The 21,403-nt window shown below is 48.2% G+C and carries 23 protein-coding genes; 7 read left to right on the top strand and 16 right to left on the bottom strand.

The window, feature by feature from the left end; genetic code table 11:
- Positions 1 to 8 precede the first annotated feature (8 nt).
- The 4 genes from ACSFXJ_RS07830 to ACSFXJ_RS07815 form a co-directional block, all read right to left on the bottom strand.
- Entirely contained in the window at positions 9 to 356 is a 348-nt protein-coding gene (locus ACSFXJ_RS07830; RefSeq protein WP_435924618.1) for a DUF1048 domain-containing protein, read from the bottom strand.
- Positions 353 to 661 carry a PadR family transcriptional regulator gene (locus ACSFXJ_RS07825; protein WP_435925703.1) on the bottom strand — a complete coding sequence of 103 codons (309 nt, stop codon included), beginning with the start codon at positions 659 to 661 and terminating at the stop codon, positions 353 to 355. The genes ACSFXJ_RS07830 and ACSFXJ_RS07825 overlap by 4 nt, the downstream gene beginning before the upstream one ends.
- Positions 662 to 865: 204 nt before the next feature.
- Positions 866 to 1,735, bottom strand: a complete 870-nt coding sequence (locus ACSFXJ_RS07820) for a YitT family protein (RefSeq protein WP_435924616.1) — start codon at positions 1,733 to 1,735, stop codon at positions 866 to 868.
- Between the two features lie 142 nt (positions 1,736 to 1,877).
- Positions 1,878 to 2,327 (bottom strand): MerR family transcriptional regulator, encoded by a 450-nt coding sequence (locus tag ACSFXJ_RS07815; protein WP_435924615.1) that lies wholly within the window; start codon positions 2,325 to 2,327, stop codon positions 1,878 to 1,880.
- A gap of 172 nt (positions 2,328 to 2,499) precedes the next feature.
- On the opposite strand from ACSFXJ_RS07815, the gene ACSFXJ_RS07810 reads away from it, so the two are divergent.
- Complete coding sequence (locus ACSFXJ_RS07810; RefSeq protein ID WP_435924613.1) at positions 2,500 to 3,351, top strand: aldo/keto reductase; 852 nt, start codon at positions 2,500 to 2,502, stop codon at positions 3,349 to 3,351.
- Between the two features lie 483 nt (positions 3,352 to 3,834).
- Here ACSFXJ_RS07810 and ACSFXJ_RS07805 read toward each other — a convergent pair whose 3' ends face one another.
- The 5 genes from ACSFXJ_RS07805 to ACSFXJ_RS07785 form a co-directional block, all read right to left on the bottom strand.
- On the bottom strand, positions 3,835 to 4,200 hold the full coding sequence (locus ACSFXJ_RS07805; protein WP_435924612.1) for a GntR family transcriptional regulator: 366 nt from the start codon (positions 4,198 to 4,200) through the stop codon (positions 3,835 to 3,837).
- A complete protein-coding gene (locus tag ACSFXJ_RS07800) occupies positions 4,197 to 4,853 on the bottom strand; it encodes an ABC-2 transporter permease (RefSeq protein WP_435924610.1) in 657 nt (218 codons plus the stop codon). The genes ACSFXJ_RS07805 and ACSFXJ_RS07800 overlap by 4 nt, the downstream gene beginning before the upstream one ends.
- The gene (locus ACSFXJ_RS07795) at positions 4,846 to 5,703 is read right to left on the bottom strand and encodes an ABC transporter ATP-binding protein (RefSeq protein ID WP_435924608.1); all 858 of its coding nucleotides are present in this window, start codon (positions 5,701 to 5,703) and stop codon (positions 4,846 to 4,848) included. Before ACSFXJ_RS07795 ends, ACSFXJ_RS07800 begins: the two co-directional genes overlap by 8 nt.
- A gap of 88 nt (positions 5,704 to 5,791) precedes the next feature.
- On the bottom strand, positions 5,792 to 6,877 hold the full coding sequence (locus tag ACSFXJ_RS07790; RefSeq protein ID WP_435924606.1) for a Gfo/Idh/MocA family protein: 1,086 nt from the start codon (positions 6,875 to 6,877) through the stop codon (positions 5,792 to 5,794).
- Positions 6,878 to 6,915: 38 nt separating this feature from the next.
- Entirely contained in the window at positions 6,916 to 8,079 is a 1,164-nt protein-coding gene (locus tag ACSFXJ_RS07785) for a Gfo/Idh/MocA family protein (RefSeq protein WP_435924605.1), read from the bottom strand.
- A gap of 165 nt (positions 8,080 to 8,244) precedes the next feature.
- Here ACSFXJ_RS07785 and ACSFXJ_RS07780 point away from each other — a divergent pair, with 165 nt between their 5' ends.
- Positions 8,245 to 9,081 carry a helix-turn-helix domain-containing protein gene (locus ACSFXJ_RS07780; RefSeq protein ID WP_435924603.1) on the top strand — a complete coding sequence of 279 codons (837 nt, stop codon included), beginning with the start codon at positions 8,245 to 8,247 and terminating at the stop codon, positions 9,079 to 9,081.
- Between the two features lie 52 nt (positions 9,082 to 9,133).
- Here ACSFXJ_RS07780 and sigK read toward each other — a convergent pair whose 3' ends face one another.
- Complete coding sequence (sigK, locus tag ACSFXJ_RS07775; protein WP_435924602.1) at positions 9,134 to 9,832, bottom strand: RNA polymerase sporulation sigma factor SigK; 699 nt, start codon at positions 9,830 to 9,832, stop codon at positions 9,134 to 9,136.
- 200 nt (positions 9,833 to 10,032) lie between these two features.
- Between sigK and ACSFXJ_RS07770 the strand changes: the two genes are divergently transcribed.
- Both ACSFXJ_RS07770 and ACSFXJ_RS07765 read left to right on the top strand, forming a co-directional pair.
- Positions 10,033 to 10,644, top strand: coding sequence for a TetR/AcrR family transcriptional regulator (locus ACSFXJ_RS07770; protein ID WP_435924601.1), 612 nt, complete (start codon positions 10,033 to 10,035; stop codon positions 10,642 to 10,644).
- A gap of 335 nt (positions 10,645 to 10,979) precedes the next feature.
- Positions 10,980 to 13,343 carry an MMPL family transporter gene (locus ACSFXJ_RS07765; protein ID WP_435924600.1) on the top strand — a complete coding sequence of 788 codons (2,364 nt, stop codon included), beginning with the start codon at positions 10,980 to 10,982 and terminating at the stop codon, positions 13,341 to 13,343.
- A gap of 103 nt (positions 13,344 to 13,446) precedes the next feature.
- Here the strand turns inward: ACSFXJ_RS07765 and ACSFXJ_RS07760 are convergent, their stop codons facing one another.
- The 5 genes from ACSFXJ_RS07760 to ACSFXJ_RS07740 all read right to left on the bottom strand — a co-directional run bounded on the left by ACSFXJ_RS07760 (position 13,447) and on the right by ACSFXJ_RS07740 (position 16,751).
- On the bottom strand, positions 13,447 to 13,728 hold the full coding sequence (locus ACSFXJ_RS07760; protein WP_435924599.1) for a hypothetical protein: 282 nt from the start codon (positions 13,726 to 13,728) through the stop codon (positions 13,447 to 13,449).
- 107 nt (positions 13,729 to 13,835) lie between these two features.
- Positions 13,836 to 14,561, bottom strand: coding sequence for a hypothetical protein (locus ACSFXJ_RS07755; RefSeq protein WP_435924598.1), 726 nt, complete (start codon positions 14,559 to 14,561; stop codon positions 13,836 to 13,838).
- On the bottom strand, positions 14,558 to 15,271 hold the full coding sequence (locus ACSFXJ_RS07750; RefSeq protein WP_435924597.1) for a fluoroquinolone export ABC transporter permease subunit: 714 nt from the start codon (positions 15,269 to 15,271) through the stop codon (positions 14,558 to 14,560). Before ACSFXJ_RS07750 ends, ACSFXJ_RS07755 begins: the two co-directional genes overlap by 4 nt.
- Positions 15,268 to 16,122 (bottom strand): ABC transporter ATP-binding protein, encoded by an 855-nt coding sequence (locus ACSFXJ_RS07745; RefSeq protein ID WP_435924596.1) that lies wholly within the window; start codon positions 16,120 to 16,122, stop codon positions 15,268 to 15,270. The genes ACSFXJ_RS07750 and ACSFXJ_RS07745 overlap by 4 nt, the downstream gene beginning before the upstream one ends.
- Positions 16,119 to 16,751: a TetR/AcrR family transcriptional regulator gene (locus tag ACSFXJ_RS07740; RefSeq protein WP_435924595.1), complete on the bottom strand. Its 633-nt coding sequence runs from the start codon at positions 16,749 to 16,751 to the stop codon at positions 16,119 to 16,121. The genes ACSFXJ_RS07745 and ACSFXJ_RS07740 overlap by 4 nt, the downstream gene beginning before the upstream one ends.
- 306 nt (positions 16,752 to 17,057) lie before the next feature.
- Here ACSFXJ_RS07740 and ACSFXJ_RS07735 point away from each other — a divergent pair, with 306 nt between their 5' ends.
- The 3 genes from ACSFXJ_RS07735 to ACSFXJ_RS07725 all read left to right on the top strand — a co-directional run bounded on the left by ACSFXJ_RS07735 (position 17,058) and on the right by ACSFXJ_RS07725 (position 19,704).
- Entirely contained in the window at positions 17,058 to 18,041 is a 984-nt protein-coding gene (locus ACSFXJ_RS07735; protein ID WP_435924594.1) for a mechanosensitive ion channel family protein, read from the top strand.
- A 150-nt stretch (positions 18,042 to 18,191) separates the two neighbouring features.
- Positions 18,192 to 18,815 (top strand): acetate uptake transporter, encoded by a 624-nt coding sequence (locus ACSFXJ_RS07730; RefSeq protein ID WP_435924593.1) that lies wholly within the window; start codon positions 18,192 to 18,194, stop codon positions 18,813 to 18,815.
- Positions 18,816 to 18,936: 121 nt separating this feature from the next.
- Positions 18,937 to 19,704, top strand: coding sequence for a helix-turn-helix domain-containing protein (locus ACSFXJ_RS07725; RefSeq protein ID WP_435924592.1), 768 nt, complete (start codon positions 18,937 to 18,939; stop codon positions 19,702 to 19,704).
- A gap of 44 nt (positions 19,705 to 19,748) precedes the next feature.
- Here the strand turns inward: ACSFXJ_RS07725 and ACSFXJ_RS07720 are convergent, their stop codons facing one another.
- Positions 19,749 to 21,272, bottom strand: coding sequence for a carboxylesterase/lipase family protein (locus ACSFXJ_RS07720; protein WP_435924591.1), 1,524 nt, complete (start codon positions 21,270 to 21,272; stop codon positions 19,749 to 19,751).
- Positions 21,273 to 21,403 lie beyond the last annotated feature (131 nt).

The following is a 21,403-nucleotide window of genomic DNA, read 5'->3' as shown; positions in this document are numbered from 1 at the left end:
TGCTCCTCCTATTTGCCTAATTTTTTGGCGATATTGTCATTGAGTTGCTTACGCCATTTGTCGCGAAAAGTCTTTGCCCCTTCTTCACCGGCCAATGCTGAACAGAAGCCTTTAATGTCGTCACCCAAAACCTCTTTGACTCGCTGACCGTCCGCCGCCGATTCTTCGAGCAGGCCGAGCACGCCGTCAAGAATCGGCATAAGGTTGCGGCCGGTGAAATCGGAGTGAGGCCAAAGGTGGGCATTCATTTCTTCCCATGCGGCTTGATAATCCGCCGGCAGCTGTTTGGCACGCAATTCAAAAGCTTTCATTTCTTTTGTCATATCGCTGCCGGTGATTTTTTCCCAAAAATTCATGGCGTTTTCTCCTTTAGCTCGTTAATTTTGGAGGATACGAACTCCCACTTTTCCCAGAACTTCCGGAGTTCCTCGCGTCCCGCATCGTTAAGCATAAAAAACTTGCGCGGTGGTCCCATGTCGGACGGCTTTTTGGTGATCTCCACCAGCTTGTTTTTTTCGAGCCGGACCAGGATGGTGTAGACGGTGCCTTCCACAACGTCCGTGAAGCCGAGAGCGTTCAGCCGCCGCGTGATTTCGTAGCCGTAGGTTTCTTTGCGGCTTATGATTTCAAGGACGCAGCCCTCAAGCACCCCTTTGAGCATTTCCGTTAAGTTTTCCAATACATTCACTCCTTGCTATTCAGTATCACCGGTATAAAGTGATACATACTACAGCTATAAAGTAACACGCAGTAGAGAATTTGTCAATGGCAGTGCTCTAAGCGTAAGTTGCGATTTGCAAGATCATTCTAAAAAAACGCCCTGGCAAGAGATCGTTATTTTCTCCGCCAACGCGTTATTTAGACTTTAGTGTATATTTTTCTTTCTGAAATTGCCGCCTTTAACCTCGGCTACATCATAGACCACCACAAAGGCATTCGGGTCAATTTCCTGAATGATTTGTTTGATCTTGCTGTCTTCCAGACGGTTAATGACGCAAGTGATTTCTTTGAATTGTTCGTTGGTATAACCGCCGTAGGCATCCGTATAGGTTGCACCGCGTCCTAACCGGTCACGGATCGTTTCCACCATTTTTTCGGGTTGGGTGGTAATGATTTTAAAGGTCTTCGATCCGCTCAAGCCTTCTTCCACAATATGTATCACTTTGGATGCGATAAAATAAGCGAGCGCCGAAAGGATGGCCCCTTGTAAACCGAATACTGTCGAAACAATAACGAAGACAAACGCATTTAAAAATAAAATTAAGTCACTTGTCCCAAAAGGCAACTTTCTTGACAGCAATACAGCCAACATATCGATCCCGTCTAATGCCCCGCCGTTTCTCAAGGCCAAACCCATTCCGAAACCGATGATAATCCCGCCAACAACGGTAACTAATAATGTGTCCCCCTGAATAATTGTCGGTATATGATGCATAAGAATCGTACCGACCGCTAACGAGGCAATACCGAGAATGGAATAGAAAGCAAAGCTTTTACCAATTTGTTTATAACCCAGCCATACAAAAGGAATATTAATTACGGCAATCAGCAGTCCTAACGGTAATCCAAACAGCTCCGAACCGACGATGCTTAGGCCTGTCACGCCGCCATCCGATACATTATTGGGTATTAACACGGCTTCCAGGCCGTACGCTGCAACGAGAGCCCCTATAATAATCAATAATCCTCTGGATATTATTCTCAGAATTCTTGAGTTTGGTTTGCTTTTATTCATCTAATTTCCCCTTCCAGAATGAATGAACCCATACATTATTTAATCGCTTAAATAAATCTGATAAAAATTAGTCTATAATATTTTTCACAAAAAACGCAAATGAAGCCCACAACCCGGCCCACGACATCGTCCGATTCCTAACTCACGCCTTCCGAACAGATGGCGAGTAAAATACGTCACTATGCATATGCTGGATTTTGTCCCAGTTGGCGGGATTGGTCGTGTCTGGAGAGCGATGCTCCAGAATGGCTTGATATAGGGCGGTTTTTTGTTCCAAATGGGCAATATGCCGTTTCGCTTCTTCGAGCTTTATGAGCGCCGCTTTTTTATGCTCCATCATAAGTGCGTAGCGTTGCGGAATCGTCGAGTCCCCTTCGAGGCAGAGGTCGACGTACATTTTAATGACTTCAATCGGCATTCCGGATTGCTTGAGGCATTTGACGCCATGCAGCCAGTTGATCGATTCTTCGTCGAACATCCGGATGTTGTTTTGATTGCGCTGTACGCTTGGCACCAGGCCTTTATCCGTATAAAAGCGCACGGCGTGCTCGGTGAGTCCCGTGATCTGGGCGGCTTCTTTGACCGTATACATGTGAAATCCTCCTAGGAAAATAATTTTTTAAAGACGGCTTGACTTCGTGTAACACGAAGGTTCTAAGCTTATCGTAATGCAAATCGGCCGTAAGCGGAATACCCGCTTCAACACCCGCTTCCCGGGATACGCGCCGTTTGCCGTTATACATTAAAACCTAGGAGGAGTTACAATGCAAACCGTAACATTGAACAACGGAGTGAAGATGCCGATCATCGGCTTCGGGGTCTACCAAGTTCCCGATGCTGAGGAGTGCGAGAATGCGGTATATGAAGCGCTGATGGCCGGATACCGCCTGATCGATACCGCTGCCGGTTATCTGAATGAGGAAGCGGTCGGACGCGCGATCAAGCGCAGCGGTATCCCCCGTGAGGAGCTGTTCATCACGACCAAACTCTGGGTTCAGGATGCCGGCTACGAGAGTGCCAAGTTGGCTTTTGCCAAATCCCTGAAAAAGCTGCAGTTGGATTATCTCGATCTGTACCTGATTCACCAGCCGTTCGGCGATTACTACGGCGCTTGGCGTGCGATGGAAGACCTGTACCGCGAAGGAAAGATCAAGGCGATCGGGGTCAGCAACTTCCTGCCCGACCGTTTGATGGACCTTATCGTGCATAACGAAATCGTCCCTGCCGTCAATCAGATCGAAACGCACCCGTTCTACCAGCAAACGGAAAGCGCCGCTTTTATGAAAACGCTGGGGGTTCAACACCAGTCGTGGGCGCCGTTCGCTGAAGGACTTAACAACATGTTCGGCAACGAAGTGCTGACCTCCATCGCTGAAAAACACAACAAATCCGTAGCCCAGGTTGTGTTGCGTTGGCTTGTTCAGCGTGAAGTCGTTGTCATTCCAAAATCAGTGCGTAAAGAGCGGATCGTCGAAAACTTCGATATTTTCGATTTTGAGCTGGGCACGGACGATGTCGAACAAATTTCCGCCCTTGATACGCGGGAAAGTCTTTTCTTATCGTACCGAGATCCCGAAGTCGCCAAGATGATGGGCAACTGGAAAGTCGATTTGTAGACTCGCCCTCGTAACGATGAGGGGCGAAATCCAAGAACATTATGCTCTCCGCAAAGGCGGTATGCTACGGGGCAATTCCTAACGAAACTGATAAAAAAGAAGAGCAGCGATCCCCCTGATGGGAAATTTCGCTGCTCTGATGGTTTTGTTTGAAGATGGGGGTTAAAGCGTCTTGTCTGATCCCGGGCTCCTTGACGATTTCCCGCAGCCTAGGAACCATTCTTTTCTTCTCGCCTTTTCAAATATATATATAGAAGTATGCTTCCAAAAAACAATATTTCAACGGCCCCGGTAAGAATCCTCATCAATTGCGTTTCTTTAAAATCAAATATAATATGTCCTATACAATATAGTGCCGACAGAGTAATGACCCATTGAAGTAGTAACTTCTTCATTTGTTCGCCAGCCCCCCATGTAGAAATTAAAGGTAGCCTCTTCCAGCCTATTTTAACTCGTTTAACCAGATTCCCGTAAATCGGCTCATTAATAAACCTTTTTCAACAGTTCTATCATTTCATCCAAGGTGAGACCAAAGGACTTGTAATAAAACACTTCGCCAGCCATTTGTTTCGTAACCATTTCGTTGCGTATTCGCAGCATCTCTTCGGGTGAAAATTCGGCCACAAAGCATCCCTTCCCTGTAATCGTATTGATCAAACCGCACCGTTCGAGTTCTTCCCATGCCTTCTTGACGGTGATGACACTAACGCGCAGCTCATGGGCTGCCTGCCTGATTGGCGGCAGACAATAGCCGCTTTCCAGCTCACCTTTCAGAATTTGAGCGCTGATTTGCTCAAAAAGCTGCTGATATATCGGTTTCTCAGAGGTGTTCGAGATCGCAATGTTCATTGGATCTCCACTTGAAGGAATCGCTTGGCCGCAATTCGATAGGCAATGACGGTAAGTGCAAAGAATATGACGATCCCCGCGATCAAAATATAAGCTTGGAACGCCACACTTTGACCCTCCGTACCATAGAAAATTTCAGACAACATGGGACTCTGGATTCCGATCCACTGGACGATCCCGGCGAACAGCGTAGCAGCCACGGTGGAGTAGAGCAGTGCACCGCCGAACTTGTAAGCCGTCTTGTAGTACATCGGAATAAAGATAAGATTAAACAACGCCAGCATGACAAAGCACAAACCAAAGAATCCCAAATTCGGCGGGAAGAACGTATAATCCAAATTCGGATATAAGCGGAGTGTGATCATGCCAAAGATCAAGGCAACCGCAATATGCGCAATCTCCAATCCAACAACCACGATTAGCCGCGCTTTTACGATATCCCACTTGGTGACAGGCATCATCGAGGTAAACATCAAATCATTCTGCGATCGGAACTGGTTAAACATATTCGGTATCGTGATCCAGCAAAAATACAAAATGACAATGAAGTAAATCCAGCCGGGAATGAACATTAAAGCGCCGGTCAACAATGGCATAATTAAAAACAAGGGATGTACGCCTATCTTTATATCCTTCATTACAAGGTTAAACAAGGATTCCACCCTCCTTCTTCGTGTAATAAATCATGATATCTTCAAGGCTTGGCGTGGCGGTTTTCAAGCCATAAGATGGATCATATTCGCTCGTTTGAATCAAGCCCGTAAAACCAAATGAATTCGTTTTATAGGAAATCATCTTGTCTTTCACCTGATTCAGCTGGCTTTCGCTGCCGTTCAGCAGGAGATACGATTCCTTGAACTCCTCCTTCTCGCAGCTAAGTATAATTTGTCCGTTCGAGATAAAAGTAATGAAATCCGCACACTTCTCCAGGTCGGAGGTAATATGCGTCGAGAACAGAATGCTCACTTCGCCGCCTGCAATAAGCTCCTGAAAAATATCCAGCAGATCATCTCTTGAGGCCGGATCAAGCCCGCTTGTCGGTTCGTCAAGAATAAGCAGCTTTGCCCCATGGGATAGAGCAAGGGCGAGACTGTACTTTACCTTCATACCTGTCGAGAGGTCGGCGATTTTTTTATTTTCATCCAATTTGAATCTCCGCAGATAGTAGGAATAGGTCTCGTCGTCCCAATTCCGATAAAACTTTTTTATGGTTTCGGTCAATGTCTTTATTTTACTGCGCGTATAAAAATCGATGCTCCCGAAGGCAAAACCGATGTCCTGCTTCAAATCAAGCTCATGTTCGGCCATGCTTCTGCCCAGGATGTGAACCTCACCGCTATCGATATGAGTCATACTCAAAATCGATTTGATTGTGGTGGTTTTACCTGCACCGTTAATACCGATAAAGCCCATAATATAACCCTTTTCCAGTTGGAACGAAACATTTTTTAGTTCAAAATTCGGGTACTTCTTGTTGATGTTTCGAACATCTAACGCCAGCATGTTATACCCCCTAAAAAAAATATTGTGCATATCGTGTATGCACAATATATCACCGAAATTTGGAAACGTCAATGGTTCCGAGTCTTTATCATGATTTCTCTCCCAGACGCACGGCATGTTGTTGCGCAATCAAACTTATTTCAGCCGCTTTGAAAGCATGCTCCTGCGACATTGCGGTTTCCGTACGGTTTAAACAATCGAGAATGAGTTGCCCAAAGAAGGGATAGCCTACTTTACCAGTACATTCAATGTGGTGTTCGCCGTGTTTATCCACCAAAAATAAATGCCCGCCCCCGGTGTCTTTTACGGCAATATTCACGTATTTACGCAACTCAATATACCCTTCGGTTCCCAGAATAACGGCTCTGCCGTCCCCCCAGGAAGACAGGCCGTCAGGCGTGAACCAATCGACTCTAAAGTAACTGGTGGTTCCGTTATCCCCGACAATAACGGCATCGCCGAAATCCTCCAGCTCCGGATACTGGGGGTGATGGTAGTTGGCTATTTGGCTCCGCACAACGGTTGCATCCCTTGCTCCGCTATAATACAGGTATTGCTCGATCTGATGACTTCCGATATCGCAGAGAATACCACCATAGTTTTCTCTTCGGAAAAACCAGTCCGGACGGCTGCTGCCGGACAACCGGTGCGGGCCGAGTCCGATGATCTGAATCACCTTGCCGATAGCACCTGCCTCGATCAGATCCCCGGCATGAATTGCACATTCAGAATGGATCCGCTCCGAATAGTAGACCATATATTTTTTGCCGGTCTCTTTCACTTTCTGTCTTGCGCTCTCAAGCTGCTCCAAGGTGGTAAAGGGCGCTTTATCCGTAAAATAATCCTTCCCCGCCTCCATAACTCTCAATCCCAGACTGCATCGTTCCGAGGTAATTGCGGCTCCAGCCACCAGCCGGATCTCGGAATCATTCAATATCTGATCCTCACTTTCCACCAGAACAGCACCAGGATATCTGCTGTAAAATTCTTCTCCTCTCGCTCGATTGGTGTCATATACATATTTCAGAGTGCCGCCGCTCTCCGTCAAGCCATTGCACATCCCACCAATATGCCCATGATCCAGATGCATCGCTGCAAAGAAAAACTCCCCAGGTTTGACTACGGGCTGTGGTTTGCCTTTCGGCGCATAATTCATCCCATCCTTTGCTCCCATGTTACTTCCTCCATTCAAATGTTATTTTGAAAAAACGATTACTCATCGCTGCCGCTGACCGAAATCCCCACATCCGGAAGATTCTCAATGCTCCCGCTTTTTTCATAAAAGTGGCGTACATGGCTTTGAATACCTTGCACCGTATAAAAAGGATCACTTGTCTTTAAAGGAAGCTCAACCGTCTCCCCAGTAAATCCGGCTTTATAAATTGCCGTAATCATTTCGATGGTCAGCCGCCCGTCTACACCTGTAACAAGAGGTTTTGTCCCTCTCTCGAGGGCAGTGAGCAGATCCTCGATCTGGCCCACATGCCCGAGATAGTTTAAATTCTGAAGCTGCTCATAATAATCGGTTAGTTCTTTCTCCAGCGCTTGATTCCGTTCCTCTTGCGGAAATCCGTTCGCTTTGGATAAGCTGGCATGTACTTTCCACGGGGTAGAGATCCGAGCCTTCTCTCCTTGCAAAATGATTTGCTGTTCTTCACCGTGATGGATTACGGAGCTCGTTACTTGTGCCAGCGCACCTTTGTCGTATTGCATAATGGCTATAGAAATGTCCTCTACCTCCGCATTATCATGATTGACATTGCTTACCACCGCAGTAATCTTCCGAGGGAGTCCCATCATCCAACCCAACATATCGATATGATGGACCGCGTGGTTCAAGGTACATCCGCCGCCCTCTTTCTCCCAGCTTCCCCGCCACCATAAATCGTAATAGCAGTGCCCTCTCCACCAAAAAGAGTCCACCTGGGCATGTAAAAGCCGACCCGCCATTCCTGTATCCAACACCTTTTTCAGCTTCATCACAGGATTGGTAAAGCGGTTCTGAGCGACAACCGACAGCAGCCTCCCGGTTTGTTTCTGTGCCTCCAGCATTTGATCGCACTCTTCCAAAGAAGCAGCCATCGGCTTTTCTACGAGCACATCTTTTCCAGCCTTCATAAAATCAATAGCCATCTCAGCATGTGTATAGGGTGGAGTGCAAATACTGACCAAGTCGAATTCCTCTCGCTCGAGCATGTCCTTATGGGAACTGTAGACCTTCACTCCGTCAAGGCCGAACTCTGACATCTTACGTTCCGCCTTCTCGGGATAAATATCACAGAATGCGACAACTCGGCAGCGCTCTGGAAAAGCAAGGTAGCCTTCGAGATGGGCCAGAGAGATATTTCCGGTACCGATAATTGCTACACGAATCATACTGCTCCTCCTCGAACTTCATTTTTATAGGTAATCTGATGGATTCAAAATCATCTAAGTTTATTATTCATCAATAAAAAAACGCATTCTTTGCGTTATTTGGCAAAAAACATGCGTTTATTGTACAATTTGTGTGATTGTAATACTTCAATAAGGACGATCCAAATGAAACGAGAAGATTACTACTTGGCTTTGAAGGATTCATTGCTTGTCCAGCATACCGTTACGACGGAACCGCGCAGCGCACCTTTCCATTTCCATGACGCCTATGAAATCTTTCTGTTTCTGAGCGGGGATGTGGATTTTTATGCCGAACAGTCGCATTACCGTCTGCAGCGGGGCCACCTGCTTGTTCTCAATGATCGTGAGCTGCACCGTGCCTGTCATTATGGAGCCGTTCCTTATGAGAGGATCGCCGTTCATTTTAACCATCGCCTCGTTCAGGCCCTCTCTACCTCGTCCACCAATCTGCTCGCCTGTTTTCAGAATCGTCGCTCCGGCACACATCATGCAATTCTTATACCCGAAGAGCAGATCGCAACCATAATAAACATGAGCCGTCGGCTGCAGGAGATTTCCAAGTCTTCACGGTACGGAAACGATGTGCTCATGATCGTATATTTGTCGGAATTGCTGGTCCTGGTGAATACCCTGTTTCGTGATCTGGATCAAGATCCCCCATTTGCGGCAAACGGGATCATCTCCGAAATGATCGATTACATTGATGCGCATCTCACTTCAGAGCTTTCGCTTGGCAGACTTGCAGCCCGTTTTGCGATCGACCCGTCCCATCTGAGTCATCTTTTTAAGCGTCAGACCGGCAACACGCTTTATCAATATATCCTGATCAAAAGAGTAGCCATGGCCAAGCAGTATTTGACCGAAGGCAAGACGGTTACGGAAACCTGCGCCTTATCGGGCTTTAATGACTACAACAATTTTATCCGCACGTTCAAAAAGATCGCAGGGGTGTCGCCGGGGAAATATCATTCCAGAACATGAAAACAGGGACGCGAGCAATGCGGGTCCCTGTTTGAAACTTCTCTCTATTATATTATTTCTTCTTATAAAACTCATGATACAGCTTCATGAGCGCCCTCTTCTCAATTCGCGACACATAACTCCGGCTGATGCCGAGCTCCTTCGCGATTTCCCGCTGGGTCCGCTCTTCTCCCCCGGTATCCAGTCCAAAACGCCCCCGGATCACTTCCTGTTCCCGTTCATCCAGAATGTCGAGGTTACGGTAAATTTTGCTCTTTTCCATTTTGAGCTGGACCCGGTCCACGACATCGTCCGATTCCGTGCCGAGAATATCTATTAACGTAATTTCATTACCCTCTTTATCCGTTCCGATCGGGTCGTGCAGTGATACGTCCTTGCGGGTTTTCTTCAGCGACCGGAGATGCATGAGGATTTCGTTTTCAATGCAACGAGCCGCAAACGTCGCCAGCTTCGTGCCTTTGTTCGGCCGGTAGCTCTCGATGGCCTTGATCAGTCCGATCGTTCCGATGGAGATCAAATCCTCCAAGTCCTCGCCGGTGTTATCGAATTTTTTTACTATGTGTGCTACTAATCTAAGGTTGTGCTCAATCAACAGGTTCCGGCTCACGGGATCGCCTTCAGCCATGCGCTGAAGATATAATGTTTCCTCCGCTTCGGTCAGAGGTTGGGGAAAAGCGTTATTTTTGACGTAGGAAACGAGGAGACTGAGTTGTTTAATAAATAAAGCAATCATACTGAACAGGCCTGGCATTGATGACACCTCCTGAGGAATGTGTGCTTTCTCTGCGGTCTGTTCATTGTATGTAGGCCGTGGCCCAGTCGTGCCTGTACAGGGGAAAAGAAATCTCCGCATTTTATTTCCCATAGTGCATTATTGCATTTTGGGCAACCAGTTGGTATCCAAATTTGTAGACTAATGAACCCGCCCCCAGGAACGAGGTGAAAACATTGATGATGAACAAGCAGAATTTGCGCGATATCAAAAAAGTGGAGACCGCGCAGGCCCTGGCACAGGCTGCTTTTGAGCTTGCACTGGAGCGGGGTATCGACGGTTTTGTTATTGACGACATCGTGGATCGGGCTCATTACTCCAAAAGAACTTTTGCAAATCACTTCAGCTGTAAAGAAGAAGCTGTCGCCATGGCCGTATTAACCATTAAAAGCAACGAAGAATTCGATAATTTGAAGGTGACGGCCGATACGCACCCGCTTGACGCTTTGCACCAGTGGTTAAGTATGAAGTTTACCGCAGACCTGCTCCGTAGATTGCGGGAACTCGTGTCGCTTTCCAAGCAGCATCCTTCTCTGGAACCCTATATACTTAGCGTTTTTGACCGTTTGCAATCGGCGGCTCAGGAATCACTGGACCATTTATACTTTAATCGCTACCCCGAGGGGTATACTTCTCTGCTGGTAGGAGCGGTATTTGGAGCCGTCCGGCCGATCATCGAAAGCAAACTGCAGGTGCAGTTGACTGACGAACCCATGAACGATACTCCTCATATAACAACGTTTGAGGAATACTTGGACACGACGTTCAACTATTTAAGAAACGGCTTCTAGCCGATTGATCCGGGAAACATCTGTTTGTCTCTCGTCGGTGACAAGTCGCACCCGGCCTCATGAACGGAACTCACGGCCTCTATTTGACTTTTTGACCTCATTTCCCGTTCCTAACGGAACTCAGCAACCTTATTGGTCGCAAGTGGGGCAAACACGCCAATCGAAGAGAAATAAGAGCTCTCAGTTCCGTTACACTTTGAAATCCGTTATTTTTATCGAAATAGCGGTCGTCAGTTCCCTTAGCCACCAGACGGGGGCCGCCATTGTAATATTCAAAGCTCTACTAGCGATCATTAGATATAGAAGAAAAACATCAAGCAGGAGGAAAATCATACATGTCTTCTTTTTTATACAAATTAGGCAAAAAAGCTTACCTGAAGCCCTGGTATTTTATTGCCGGCTGGGTCCTGATCCTGGGTATCGTCATCGCGATGCTGGGGATTAACGGAATCAGCGTAAGCTCCGAGATGAAACTCGAAGGTACGCCTTCGCAAAAAGTGCTCGACAAACTGGAGACGGCGCTGCCGCAAGCATCAGGAGGTCAAGCAAGCGTTGTATTTACGGCACCGGACGGAGAACGTCTGGATACGCCGGAACGGCTCCGTGCCATGATGGGCTCCATCGCTAAGGTCTACGATATGGATTATGTGATCAATCCCGCCGAGCTGGCTGCCGCAGCGGCCGCTTCGGCGGGTGGAGCAGCCCAAAGCGATTTGGCTCCCCAAGCCGGACAAGCCCAGCAGAACAACGACGCCGCCAGCGGCGGGAATACATCGGACGCCTCTGCCGGGCTGGCCGGAATGGAAATGCCATCCTACGGTCCGCTAATTGTAGATGGAAATCCTGTACCGGGCGTGTTAATCGCCAATGACGGCAGTGTTGCTTTATTCCAGTTTCAGCTTACGGTTCAGCAGCAATCCTTGCCGGAAGGTGCCTCCGACGCGATTGTAGAAGCGGTTACGGAAGCAGAAAACGGCACCGATATTCAGGCATTGCCGAGCGAATCACTTCTGGGTACGGAAATTCCAATCGGGACGAATGAAATTTACGGATTGGTTATCGCGATTATTGTTCTGATCGTTACGTTGGGTTCTTTGGTAGCAGCCGGTCTGCCTATTCTGACGGCACTGATCGGGGTCGGAATCGGTGTAGGCGGTGCTTTTGCCATCTCCAGTTTCGTAAGCATGACCTCGATCACCCCTATTTTGGCGCTCATGGTTGGTTTGGCCGTAGGAATCGACTATGCCCTCTTTATCATCAACCGTCAACGCCGGCTTATTCTTGACCAGGGACTTACCGCCGGCGAAGCCGCAGCCAGAGCGGTCGGCACTGCCGGAAGCGCCGTGTTTTTTGCAGGATTGACGGTCATCATCGCCTTGTGCGGTCTGCTCGTGATCGGGATTTCTTTCTTGAACATGATGGCGCTTGTAGCATCGGTAACTATTCTTCTAAACGTCCTTGTTGCCTTAACGCTGCTCCCTGCATTGCTCGGTCTGGTCGGAGAACGAATCTGCTCCCGCAAATTGCGTGAGAAAAATCGTTTAAAACCAGGCATAAAGAATGTAACCGGCGGCAAGTTTGTTCAAGGGATCGTAAAATTCCGTTGGCTCGTCATCATCGGAGTCATCGCCATTCTCGGAACGGCGGCTTACCCGATTACCGAGATGAAGCTGGGGATGCCTACGGGAGGGACCGCAAACCTGGACACGGCCAAACGGCAAAGTTACGATGCGATCACCGCCGGCTTTGGCGAGGGTTACAACGGACCTCTGGTTGTCGTTGCTGAGCCAAAGAATGAATCTGAAACGATCACGCCACAGGTGCTTGGAGGCCTGGCCCAGGACATTCAGAAATTAGAAAATGTATCCGTCGTTTCTCCTCTCGGCATGAATCCGGAAGGTACGATCGCGATTTTCAGTATCATTCCGAAGACAGGCCCTGTAGATACCGAAACGGGCAATCTGGTAAAAGAACTGCGGAGCCCCGATTCACCGATGGCTCAGGACTATAACGTTACCTTGGGCGTTACCGGGATGACGGCCGTAAATATCGATATGTCGGCCAAGTTGGCAGAAGTTTTCCCTATTTATATAGGTATCATCGTCATTTTGTCGCTGTTGATTCTGCTGCTCGTGTTCCGATCCATCCTCGTGCCGATTAAGGCTACCGTCGGATTTCTGCTGAGCATTCTTGCCACGTTCGGATTAACCACCGCGGTTTTCCAGTGGGGTTGGTGCAAAGAACTGTTCGGGTTTGATACCGGCGGTCCGATTATGAGCTTCCTTCCGATCATGGTAACAGGCATTCTGTACGGATTGGCTATGGACTATCAGGTTTTCCTGGTCTCCTCCATGCGTGAATCCCACGTCCATGGACATCGGGGAAGCGACAGCGTCATCCACGGATACGGCTTGGCTAGCCGTGTTGTCGTGGCAGCTGCGATCATTATGGTTTCCGTGTTCGCCGGGTTTATTTTCACGGAAGATTTGATGATTAAACCGATTGGATTCTCTCTGGCGATAGGCATCCTGATTGATGCCTTCGTTGTCCGGATGCTGCTCGTTCCCGCGGTTATGGCCATTTTTGGAGACAAAGCCTGGTGGCTGCCGAAATGGCTGGATAAAATCCTGCCCAATCTGGATGTGGAAGGCGAAAAGCTGACTGCCGAGCTAAATGCCAAAAAAGGAACAAATGCATAAAATAATCCTTCGGATATGTTATAAAAAAATGAACAGGATTCCTCTTAAGGGAACCCTGTTCATTTTTTGTAATCAGGCAATCAACACTTTTACCCCGTTATGATTACTCCTTCCACTCCACGCTGCGCAGAAGCCGGTGTTTCATCAATTCCAATACGAATTCCACATAATAATCATGACGTACAATCACTTTAAATGTGCGGTCAGGATAGCCGTAAAACAAAACGTCCGTATGCACATCATTGGTCTCGAACCATTTTCGAATTTGCCTAAGTTCCTGAACAAGCGCCTCTTCTTTCACGACACGGATTTCGAATTCTACGTCCTTGTCATTCGTCTTCTCTTGGATTTGAATCACATCCGGATCAAATTGATATGTCAGCATCAATCGAATTCCTCCTTGATAAAATAAATAACGCAGGTACACATAAATACTTGCCAATAGGATTGAAAGTAACATGAGCGGAAATCCATACTTCACATATATCAGCATTAATCTATCCTTTTTAGGAAAATGCGTAACATCAAGAAAATCAACAGACAATGGAAAGCCAATCCGTAAATAAAGTAACCCCATGCGCCGGATAAATTCCCTTCCGTGCTCGCCAAATAGATTTTCGCCGGCCAATAGGTGGGAATCCACGCGCCTGCCACGTTCCAACCCCCGGGCACAAAATGAGCAATGACAGGTCCGGCAATGAAAAGCCCTCCGATCTTGGACAAAGCCAATCCCTCAACCTTGTTCGCCGAAAAAGCGGCAAGAAATAACCCGAAGCATGGCGCTTCTAGAGCCAGTAGCAAGAGTACGTACACACTCCCGATGCCGAACCCTGAAATTCCCGAAAACAACAAATAAAGCAAGGAAAGCAGCAGGCAAAGCATGGTCGGCAAACCAAACCTATATATCAAATACCCTTTCCTCATTAGCGGCGTAACGGAATAGTAGGCTATTACATTCTCATCCCGCTCATCAAGCATAAGCAACCCTGTCAGCATTCCCGTTAGCATTGGAATCGATGAAACCAGAAAGGTGACGGCAAAATCCGAGTATTGTTCAATATCAAACGAATATCTTCCCTCGATCCAAGTGTCGGCTGTGGGAAACCCGAATCGGGTCATGAACAAAAGCGCCAACGGTCCGAAAATTCCCACCATAAGAACCGGGTCCAAGACGGTGTGCCGTATATCATTTAGGAGTAACGCCTTGTATCTTCTCATCTTACGGACCTTCCCTCGCCGATCCGGCTTAAAATATGCCGCTCATACGAACGGCGGGCCCATATATAAACAATGCAGTTCCATATAAGCAAAACACACAAGGAGTATAGGATTTCCGCAAATGCAAGATGAGTAGAAGCGGATTGCAGTAACACTAATGACCCTTCAGTCGGCAAAAGCAGAAATAGCTTCGATTCCCATACCTCCAAAAAATCAAGCAATGGGAGAACAAAGGGCAGCGTATACACCTGGGACATAAGGATAAAGCTGTTAATGGTCCGATATCGTGCCGCAACTCCGATCGACAAGAGCGTCATGAAGCTGGAGGTCAATACAATGCCGGTAGAAAAGACGACGGGCGATTCCGGAACCCCTAGCGAAATCAGATGAATTACCCAGGCTGCCAAGAGCGAAAGCAAAGATAAGGAAGCGGCCTTGGCCACCAAGTATTCCCGAATACGTATCGGCGTGATGAATAACGGATCATGTATGCCCTGATCCATTTCGAGTAAGACAATGCCTCCCGCCAAAATAAGTCCTAATGCGCTTGGATCGCTAAAGGTCAATAATACGGTTGCCTTTTCCAAATAGCGATCCGGAATAAAATGAAACAGTGTCCAATAAAATGCGCAAACGACGACATAGACAAAATACAACCCGTGTCGCCATTGGAACTTGATATCAAACGCGATGGCAGCGGCCGCTCTCATGTCAACTTCCTCCCCGTTACATCGAGAAAGATCCGCTCCAGCGACGACTCCATGGAATGAATCGTTTCGATGGAGTTTTCCCTCATTAATTTCAAGAAATGCTCGTTTTCTCCAAGCCCATCGAGAGAGTAATCCGCGTGTCTTATTGCAGCTTTATCCCGGTACTCCACCCGAATGCTCCTTTTGCCCTCACGGAGCTTTAACTCGCGTGGGGAGTCGATCAGCTTGATTTGACCATCGACGATAAACGCAACACGATCGCAGATTTCTTCGGCTGCATGCATGTTGTGAGTCGTGATGAGCACGGTTTTTCCCGCAGCCTTTCTCTCCAGAATCAAATCTTTCATTCTTTGCGCATTAACGGGATCCAAACCCGAAGTAGGTTCGTCCAGAAATAATATATCCGGGTCGTTCAAGATCGCCCTGCAAAAATTAAGCCGCATCTTCATCCCCTTCGACAGTTGAGAAACCTTCATGTTAGCGGCATGGCCGAGATCGACGAGTTCCAGCAACCTCTGAGGCTCTTCCGTTGGCCCTGCATAAAGCGATCGGAACAAATTTAAATTCTCAAGCGAAGTAAACTTTGTATAAAAATTAGGAAATTCAAAAGCTACCCCTATCCGTTCATAGTAATCCGGTCCGGCTTCCCTTATCTCTTTTCCCATCACTTTTACGCTGCCGACGTATGATTTCAATACGCCAATCAATATCTTTTGCGTGGTGCTTTTCCCTGCTCCGGACGGACCCAGGAACCCGAATACTTCACCTTGCGGAATCGCAAAGTCAAGCCCCTGCAGCGTACGTTCTTTTTGATCCGGATAGGAGAACTGCAACTGTTTGACTTCTATCATCCCTCGCCCATTCCTTCCCGCTGTATGTTTGCGGTGACGATCCCTGAAGCCATCACTTCGGCCAAAAGCTCCATCGTCCCGGAGAACCGCTCATTGCCGATTTCTTCTTTGTGCATCGTGAGCAATACGATGGCCCGAATCAAGCTGACGATGAGTCCAGCTTCAACCCCGGGCAATATTCCTCTTGCCTGCCAGATTGCGATCAGGGGTATCAATGCATCTTGATCCTCTTTATAGTTTTGCTCTAACGTCTCTTTAGGCAATTTTCTGGCAAGTTGCTCCATCTCGCCGCTCAGAGTCATCTTCCGTAACAGAGGACTTTCCTCCATGAGTTGAAAAGATTGAAGTAAGAACTGCTTTATCCCTTCTTTTGTCGCTGCTTCCGCCGAATGGAACGATTCCATCAGCATATCGCGTATTTTTTTTTCGTCTTCCTGAATGATTTCGAACAACAATTCCTCCTTTGAGCCGAAAAATTTATAAAAAGACCCTTGCGCAATTCCGGCAGCCTTCGTTAATTCTTCTACGCTGGTTTTCTTCAAGCCGAATGTTTCAAAACTGCGCCGTCCTTCAGACAACAATTTTTGATAAACCCACTCTCGTTCTTGTTCAGAGAATTTTTTGGGCATAAGAATATCGACCTCTTTTTGTGTTTATGTGAATGAAATAATCATTTATTCACAATATAAATGGTTTTACCCTCTTTGTAAAGAATTACCTTTACAAGGGTACGTATCCGTATCTTCATTGCGGTCTAGCTTTTTGACAAGTGCAAAGCAGGCATGTTAGTATTTGAAATCCAAATCTTTTGAATGGAGGTGGCCGATATCCGTGCGTTATGGGAGCAACCCCTTCATGGCTTGGACGGCATCCAGTGGCTCGACATTGGTATCGTTGCGATTCCAGTCCTTTTATTCGTCATCGGAAACAGGTGGATGAGCAATCTCTTTTTTCTTATTCTCAACAAACTGCGTAAAGACTCGCCTAACCTCGTCCGATGGAAAAAGGCATTTGAAAGACCGCTCCGCCTGTTCTTTGTGCTGATTGGCGTATATCTTGCCGTTTCCTATTTGCTTCCTCCCTCAGCAAGCGCGTCGCTTTTTGCCACGCGTTTGTTCCGCAGCGGGCTGATCCTTTTGGTTGGCTGGAGCCTTTATATTTTATCCGCCAAATCATCCGTTATATTGGAGGAAATCAGTAAAAGGATGAACGTCGACGATTCCAGCATGATGATCCCTTTCCTCTCCAAGGTGATCCGGTTCATCATCGCGGTTCTTACGGTAACGCTTGTGGGCGCCGAATGGGGCTTCAGCATTAACGGAGTTGTTGCGGGTATGGGACTTGGCAGCGTGGCCGTCGCTTTTGCCGCCAAAGACTCGCTGAGCCATATTTTCGGAGGGATCGTGATCATTACGGAGAAGCCCTTCTCCAAGGGAGACTGGATCCTGACGCCCAGCGTGGAAGGATTCGTTGAGGATATCACGTTCCGCAGCACAAAAATCCGCACCTTTGCCGATGCGGTCGTCACGATGCCGAACGCCACGCTGGCCAATGAGCCAATTACGAACTGGAGCCGGATGGGCAGAAGACGGATCACGTTTACGCTAAACGTCGCCCTTGATACGGATCCGAACCGGCTGGCGGCGGCCGTTTCCCGTTGCGAGGCCATACTTCGGGAGCACGCCAGCATCGATCAGCAAACCTTGCTTGTCAAATTCAATGAATTCAACGCGGGCAGTTTGGGTATCTTTTTTTATTTTTTCACGAAAACGACCGTGTGGGCTGAACATTTGAGTATCCGCCAGGAAATCAATTTCAATCTTTTGCAAATATTCGAGGAGGAAGGCGTCAAGCTTGCTTATCCGACCCACCGGATATTGTACGAGGAGGACAAAAGCGCAGTGCGGCAATTTGCATAGAGGCAACATTTCAAGTTCTTGCGCTCAAGTGACGCGAAACACTGTACGGACAACCCCAAATCCTATACAATACTTCAGTATGTCTTTTCGGTATCGGAGAAATGACACAGGACATGACCTATCGAAACTACTGGAGGCTTTATCGGAACTATGCAAAATACGACTAACGCGCAAGTTAAAATCATCACGGCCGATCCCAGCGGGATCGGCCTGTTCGGGCTGGCCATCGTTACTTTGGTCGCTTCCTCTCAAAAGCTGGGCATTACCGACGGTTTGAGCTACGCCATACCCTGGGCGATCTTCCTCGGCGCCTTCGCCCAGCTCTTTGCCAGCATCCAGGATGCCAAGCATAACAATACGTTCGGCATGACCGCTTTTGGCGCCTACGCCTTTTTCTGGTTTGCGATGGGCGCCAGCTGGATGATCAAGCTTGGCGTATTCGGCCAACAGCTCGCAGGCGGAATCGACGGCAAGCAGCTTGGCTTCGCCTTTGCCGGATATCTTATATTTACTTTATTCATGACCATCGGTGCCATGGAGACGCATAAAGTGTTGTTTTTCATCTTCGTCCTCATCGATATCCTATTTCTTGGACTTTCTTTCGACGCGTTCGGGATCGCACCGGAGTTCTTCCATTCCCTGGCGGCTTACGCGGAAATGGGCATCGGTCTGCTATCGCTCTACGGGGCCGGCGCAGCGGTGCTGAATGTCCATTTCGGGAAAGTCTTTCTTCCCGTCGGGCGCCCCTTCGGGATCTTTAAAGCCCGGAACTAAACCTTCATTCAAAAAAGTCCGCCCTGCGCTCCGATACGCGCACCAGGCGGACTTTTTGTTTCGGAAATTCTCCATTTCATGCTGTGGTATAATGATGACAGTCTGAGAAGGAGGGGTACGATTGACGGACATTTACTATGTCGAAAGCAATAAATCACACAACGAGCATTTTGTCGTCGATGTGCCCGTAGGCTATCACTGGCTCCTTGTCATCACCAAGACGCCGGCGCAATTCTGGGTCGGCGGCAAGCTTGAGACCTATCCCGCTCATTACGCGGTCCTTTACCGGCCGACGCAGAAAGTCTATTACCGTGCCTGCGAGAAGGATCAATTCGTCAATGATTGGATCCGCTTCGAAACGGACGAACCCTATATCACGGAATCCCCTCTTCCGGCAGGCGTTCCGTTTGCCTTGATCGATCCGGACTATTGCGGCAAGTTATTTGAACTACTGGTCTCAGAACACAATAATCATCGGGATTACAAAAAATCCTCCATCGACTGTTTGCTCCGGGCACTGTTCAACAAGCTGCTTGAATCCTACTGCCATGCCGAGCTTACGCCCCAGTACTATAATTTGTTGAGGCTAAGAACCGCCATCCAGAGCCGTCCCGGCGACAACTGGTCGGTCTCAAAAATGGCGGACTTTCTCCAGATCAGCCCGGGTTATTTGCAAAACATTTACAAGAAGACCTTCGGGATCTCCTGCATGGACGACGTTATCGACAACCGGATTCGCATGGCCAAAGAATACTTGGTACATAACGCGCAAACGATCGCCGATGTTGCATCCCGGTGCGGATATCAAAATGTCGAGCATTTCTGCAGACAATTCAAACAAATCACGGGCCATACGCCAAGAAGCTTTCAAAAGTTAGCTAGAAACTGACAGTGCGTTGGTTCAGACTAGGGATAAGTGACCGATAAACATTCCTATACCCGATTCTTAAAATATTGCTGCACAAGAAACTCTATCATTTCGCCGGGCCGTTCCTCTGAAAATTCGGCCTTGTCCGCAAACACCATCCGGTAGGGAGCTTCAGGCGTGCAGGGCTCCCATTGCGGCAGCGCTTCTCCTGTGGAATCAAGCCCGTTCGGGTCTCCGGAACGGATAAAGTTCACCCAATAATTGCACATTTGGCGAGCCAAATCATAGTGCTTGCCGACAAACGGCCTCCAACACTTGGCTAGCGTCTCGAAGAAAAACCAGAGATCCACGGAATGAAATGTGCCCGGTTGATCCCAACCCGGGATGTCGGCATCAAAATTATAATAATACATAGGCGTGTCAGCGCCGGTATCGGCATTCGCCTTGACTGCAATGCGGATGGCATACTCGATGCCGCTCACCTCGGCCTTCCTCTTTGCCTCTTCAATGCTGCCCTCCTGTGCGCCGCACAATTTCAGAAACATATCGGCATCGTCCCCGAACATATCCGCGGCCATCTTCGCAAGCTCTTCCTTCGTTTCTACTTGAGGAGCGCTGAGAAACTCCGAGGACGTATGACCGAACATGACCGGCACCATCCGGCGTTTGTTCTGCAGGAATAATTCGAACGGGCTGCCGACATTAAACGCTCCATCCTCGACGGTAGCCCAGAACCCTCCGTATTCTACCGCTTTGTCGCGCAAATAAACCGCATCAAGCTGTCTTGCTTCCGCAAGCGAGGAAATTCCGAGATATTCGAAAAATCGAACCCCCTCCTGTTCGGCCTCCGTCAAACGTCTCCAAAATGGGGCCATACCGTTGCCCGGATATAGCGATGTAAAAAGCCCGCTTTGCACGATCGCCCTTTGAAAAAGATCTTCATTTTGGGGAGACGTCAGCTGGCTTAGGACACTCCAGCCGCCCGCGGATTGTCCGCCGATCGTAATCTTGTCCGGATCCCCGCCAAATGCCGCAATATTGCGTTTGACCCATCGGGTAGCCGCCTGTTGATCAAGATGGCCGAAGTTCGCCGGCGCGTCCGGTGCTTCCGCCGTGATTTCGGGATGGCTTAAAAATCCGAAAACGTTCAGCCGGTAATTGATCGTGACGACCACAACGCCTCTTCGTGCCAAGCGCTCGCCGTCAAACTCCATTTCTGCCGTATGCCCGACTTGAAGTCCGCCGCCAAAATACCAAACGTACACCGGCAATTTTTCATCTTCATGTTTGGCCGGCGTCCATACGTTAAGATATAAGCAATCCTCATCCATCGCGATATCGGGCTCTACGGCCCATTCACGGGTATAAATGTTGTTGTCGTCGATTTCCTGCCTCACCTGCATGGAAACCGGAGCGAATTCATATGCTTTAAGCACGCCTTCCCAGTTCTTCGCCGGCTGAGGGGCACGCCAGCGATTTTGTCCGACCGGCGGAGCGGCAAATGGAATCCCTTTAAAGCTTGTAATCCGGGGATCTGCCGCCGGCAGCCCTTGAACTACCCCGTTTTCGACTTTGGTCACTCTAAGCATACTATGACGCCTCCTATTCTTTTTCGTCCATTACCGGCATTTCACAAAATTATAGAATGCGGGCTTACCGAAAACAATGATGTATGCTCACTTATAATTGATCAATTATAATATACGATAATAAAACCTTT

The organism is Paenibacillus salivarius (assembly GCF_051307165.1).
Taxonomy (GTDB): Bacteria; Bacillota; Bacilli; order Paenibacillales; family Paenibacillaceae; genus Fontibacillus.
The sequence above is the reverse complement of the archived record's forward strand: the minus strand, read 5'-3'. Positions and strand labels throughout refer to the sequence as shown.

Excerpts from the sequence above, each read along its gene's own strand:
- ACSFXJ_RS07830 (WP_435924618.1), bottom strand. The coding sequence starts at position 356 with ATGAATTTTTGGGAAAAAATCACCGGCAGCGATATGACAAAAGAAATG.
- ACSFXJ_RS07825 (WP_435925703.1), bottom strand. The coding sequence starts at position 661 with ATGCTCAAAGGGGTGCTTGAGGGCTGCGTCCTTGAAATCATAAGCCGC.
- ACSFXJ_RS07820 (WP_435924616.1), bottom strand. The coding sequence starts at position 1,735 with ATGAATAAAAGCAAACCAAACTCAAGAATTCTGAGAATAATATCCAGA.
- ACSFXJ_RS07815 (WP_435924615.1), bottom strand. The coding sequence starts at position 2,327 with ATGTATACGGTCAAAGAAGCCGCCCAGATCACGGGACTCACCGAGCAC.
- ACSFXJ_RS07810 (WP_435924613.1), top strand. The coding sequence starts at position 2,500 with ATGCAAACCGTAACATTGAACAACGGAGTGAAGATGCCGATCATCGGC.
- ACSFXJ_RS07805 (WP_435924612.1), bottom strand. The coding sequence starts at position 4,200 with ATGAACATTGCGATCTCGAACACCTCTGAGAAACCGATATATCAGCAG.
- ACSFXJ_RS07795 (WP_435924608.1), bottom strand. The coding sequence starts at position 5,703 with ATGCTGGCGTTAGATGTTCGAAACATCAACAAGAAGTACCCGAATTTT.
- ACSFXJ_RS07790 (WP_435924606.1), bottom strand. The coding sequence starts at position 6,877 with ATGGGAGCAAAGGATGGGATGAATTATGCGCCGAAAGGCAAACCACAG.
- ACSFXJ_RS07785 (WP_435924605.1), bottom strand. The coding sequence starts at position 8,079 with ATGATTCGTGTAGCAATTATCGGTACCGGAAATATCTCTCTGGCCCAT.
- ACSFXJ_RS07780 (WP_435924603.1), top strand. The coding sequence starts at position 8,245 with ATGAAACGAGAAGATTACTACTTGGCTTTGAAGGATTCATTGCTTGTC.
- sigK (WP_435924602.1), bottom strand. The coding sequence starts at position 9,832 with ATGCCAGGCCTGTTCAGTATGATTGCTTTATTTATTAAACAACTCAGT.
- ACSFXJ_RS07770 (WP_435924601.1), top strand. The coding sequence starts at position 10,033 with ATGATGAACAAGCAGAATTTGCGCGATATCAAAAAAGTGGAGACCGCG.
- ACSFXJ_RS07765 (WP_435924600.1), top strand. The coding sequence starts at position 10,980 with ATGTCTTCTTTTTTATACAAATTAGGCAAAAAAGCTTACCTGAAGCCC.
- ACSFXJ_RS07760 (WP_435924599.1), bottom strand. The coding sequence starts at position 13,728 with ATGCTGACATATCAATTTGATCCGGATGTGATTCAAATCCAAGAGAAG.
- ACSFXJ_RS07755 (WP_435924598.1), bottom strand. The coding sequence starts at position 14,561 with ATGAGAAGATACAAGGCGTTACTCCTAAATGATATACGGCACACCGTC.
- ACSFXJ_RS07750 (WP_435924597.1), bottom strand. The coding sequence starts at position 15,271 with ATGAGAGCGGCCGCTGCCATCGCGTTTGATATCAAGTTCCAATGGCGA.
- ACSFXJ_RS07745 (WP_435924596.1), bottom strand. The coding sequence starts at position 16,122 with ATGATAGAAGTCAAACAGTTGCAGTTCTCCTATCCGGATCAAAAAGAA.
- ACSFXJ_RS07740 (WP_435924595.1), bottom strand. The coding sequence starts at position 16,751 with ATGCCCAAAAAATTCTCTGAACAAGAACGAGAGTGGGTTTATCAAAAA.
- ACSFXJ_RS07735 (WP_435924594.1), top strand. The coding sequence starts at position 17,058 with ATGAGCAATCTCTTTTTTCTTATTCTCAACAAACTGCGTAAAGACTCG.
- ACSFXJ_RS07730 (WP_435924593.1), top strand. The coding sequence starts at position 18,192 with ATGCAAAATACGACTAACGCGCAAGTTAAAATCATCACGGCCGATCCC.
- ACSFXJ_RS07720 (WP_435924591.1), bottom strand. The coding sequence starts at position 21,272 with ATGCTTAGAGTGACCAAAGTCGAAAACGGGGTAGTTCAAGGGCTGCCG.